At 68.8% G+C, this 282-nt stretch carries 1 pseudogene; it reads left to right on the forward strand.

The features are described 5' to 3' along the window. A pseudogene (locus tag IEY89_RS41300) lies at positions 1-282 on the forward strand (IS1182 family transposase); the annotation flags it as partial.

Genomic DNA, 282 nt, shown 5'->3' on the forward strand with positions numbered 1-282 from the left:
CGCGCCGCACTGGAAGAGGTCGCCGACACCTCCCCTCACCTGCTGGACGAGCTGGTAGATGAGGACTGGGGGCGCCGCTACGGCCGACCGGTCCGCCTGGGCAAGAACCCCACCAAGCCCAAGACCAGGATCCTTGCCACTGGAAACGACGCCGTCCGGCTCCTGGAACACCTCTGCCGGCACGGAGCACACCGCGCGTCCGGTCCTCGTGTCCAGGCCCTGCGCCAGATCATGGTGCAGAACTACCACCGTGACGCCGCAGGACACCTGCGCTGGCGCACC

Source organism: Streptomyces lacrimifluminis (assembly GCF_014646095.1).
Taxonomy (GTDB): Bacteria; Actinomycetota; Actinomycetes; order Streptomycetales; family Streptomycetaceae; genus Streptomyces; species Streptomyces lacrimifluminis.